This window comes from Kaistella sp. (assembly GCF_032060305.1).
GTDB classification, from domain to species: domain Bacteria; phylum Bacteroidota; class Bacteroidia; order Flavobacteriales; family Weeksellaceae; genus Kaistella; species Kaistella yananensis.
The window spans coordinates 5,049-7,276 of record NZ_DAMBHK010000092.1 but is presented as its reverse complement, the minus strand read 5'-3'; the positions used below and the strand labels follow the sequence as shown (position 1 = coordinate 7,276).

Below are 2,228 nucleotides of genomic sequence, written 5' to 3'. Positions count from 1 at the left end.
TCGCCTTACTGGTTTACAAGAACTTTTAATACGGACAAAGTTTTGATTGGTTTGGATTTAAATACAGGAATCAAAGAAGTTTCTGTAACAGGTATTTTCGAAAACGGCACAAAACTCCGCGATGCGTATTCCGGCAAAACGGTAAAAGTTGAAAACGGAAAAGCAATAATCAATACTGAATTTTCGTTGGTTTTGTTTGAACAGATTTAAATATGAAAAAAATATTCAGTTTAGTCATTATATTCATTTCGTGTACGGTTTTTTCACAGAAAGTTCCGGCAGTAAACAAAACATCGTTTTCTAAGGAAGCCTTAGCACAAAAAATTACCTCGCAAAACGGTAAAAAGCTTTCGGTTTCAGAAGTTCTGAAACAGCATGAAGGCAAAATTTTAATCATCGATTTCTGGGCAAGCTGGTGCCGCGACTGTATTCTCGCGCTGCCTTCCACAAAAGAACTTAAGGAGAAAAACCCTGAAATTGAATTTGTTTATTTTTCACTCGACCGCTCGCACGAGCAATGGAAAAAAGGTTTGGAAAAATACCAGATTGCTGAAAATGAAAATTACTGGTTTGATGAAGGCTGGAAAAATAATTTCAATAATTATATCGATCTGAACTGGGTGCCAAGGTTTATTATTGTAGACCAGAAAGGCGGAATCGCAAAATATTATGCAATCAGTCCAACCGATCCCGAAATGCAGAAAACGATTGATTTACTGAAAAGCAAAAGTCTTTAGAAAAAATATTTAAAGGAAAGGTGCCCTCAGAAAGTCATTGAGTGGTTTAATGCTTTTATAGATTTTGGCAAAACTTTCTGCGGCATTTTCTTTCATCAGCGCTTCGTTGGAAACCGGATGAACAACAATAAAACTTTTCAGTTTTAAAAATTCGGCCATGGGATCATCTTTTTCGAAGCCGACCGGAACCCTCTGCAGCTTATTTTCTACACTTAATCCCCGAAAATTATTGCGGAATTCATCCTGCTGTAAAATACTCAGGAATTCTTTGCCGTTCATGGAGATTTCTTTGCGTATTTCCTTTAAAACTGAAGGTTCGGGCTGGTAAACACCGCCTGCTAAAAAAGATTTTCCGGGCTCGATATGAAGATAGTAGCCTGAAATTCTGTTTCCTTTTCCCATTCCGAAACCCGCCCCGAAATTGGTTTTGTACGGTGATTTGTCTTTGGAGAACCTTACATCGCGGTAAATCCGGAACAGTGCTTTTTTAGCATCTGTCTTTAAGATTTCTTCATCAAATTCTCCGATTTCTTCAATCAGCGTTTCGACAAAATCTGCCACATTGTTATTTGCGGCGGTATAACGGCCTTTATTTTCATTAAACCATTCGCGGTTATTGTTTTTATAAAGATCTTTAAGAAAGAGTAAAGTTGAATTTTTGATGACAGCAGACATGTTTCTAGTATTTTTATTCAAATTTAGAGAAAATTTATAAAGCTGCAGAACGGAAGACTGCTTTAACAAAAGTTTAATAAAACAATGTAATTTTTATCAATTCAAAAAAGTGTATCTTTGCAGAATATTTTAAAATACTTAATGAATTTATTTACGGAAACCAATCTAAGTCCTGAAATTTTGAAGGCAATTGGCGAAATGGGCTTCGAAAGCCCCACAGAAATCCAAAAACAGACCATTCCTTTTATCTCTACAGATATACGCGACATGATCGCACTAGCGCAGACGGGGACGGGCAAAACAGCAGCATTTTCGCTTCCGATTTTGGATATGATTGACGAGGGTAGTCGCAAAATCCAATTTTTGGTGCTTTGTCCGACAAGAGAACTGTGTCTTCAGATTACGAAAGACATTAAAAATTATTCGAAATACATGCCGAGCGTTAAAACCACCGCGGTTTACGGAGGCAGCAGTATTATGGATCAAATCCGGTCACTCCGCGAAAAACCACAGATTATTGTGGGTACGCCAGGTCGTGTGATCGATTTAATTAACAGAAAAGCACTTGATTTCTCCGAAATCCAGTGGTTGGTTTTAGATGAAGCCGACGAAATGCTTTCCATGGGTTTCAAAGATGATTTGGAAACCATTTTAAGAGAAACTCCGGATACCAAGCAAACTTATCTGTTCTCCGCAACGATGAACAAAGAGGTTGAAAGAATTTCTAAAAACTATTTAACTTCACCACACCGTATTTCCGTAGGATCGATTAATGAGGTGAAGAAAAACATCAAGCACGAATTTTATGTGGTAGGT

Annotated in this window: 3 protein-coding genes and 1 pseudogene; 3 read left to right on the top strand and 1 reads right to left on the bottom strand. The window is 37.5% G+C overall.

The window, feature by feature from the left end:
• Together V5N63_RS10650 and V5N63_RS10645 are read left to right on the top strand one after the other, a co-directional pair.
• A pseudogene (locus tag V5N63_RS10650) lies at positions 1 to 210 on the top strand (alpha-amylase family glycosyl hydrolase); the annotation flags it as partial.
• A 2-nt stretch (positions 211 to 212) separates the two neighbouring features.
• A complete protein-coding gene (locus tag V5N63_RS10645; protein ID WP_332033924.1) occupies positions 213 to 737 on the top strand; it encodes a TlpA family protein disulfide reductase in 525 nt (174 codons plus the stop codon).
• Between the two features lie 9 nt (positions 738 to 746).
• Here the strand turns inward: V5N63_RS10645 and V5N63_RS10640 are convergent, their stop codons facing one another.
• Positions 747 to 1,412: a DUF2461 domain-containing protein gene (locus V5N63_RS10640; RefSeq protein ID WP_332033923.1), complete on the bottom strand. Its 666-nt coding sequence runs from the start codon at positions 1,410 to 1,412 to the stop codon at positions 747 to 749.
• Between the two features lie 141 nt (positions 1,413 to 1,553).
• Here V5N63_RS10640 and V5N63_RS10635 point away from each other — a divergent pair.
• A partial coding sequence (locus V5N63_RS10635; RefSeq protein WP_332033922.1) for a DEAD/DEAH box helicase occupies positions 1,554 to 2,228 on the top strand: 675 nt, incomplete at its 3' end.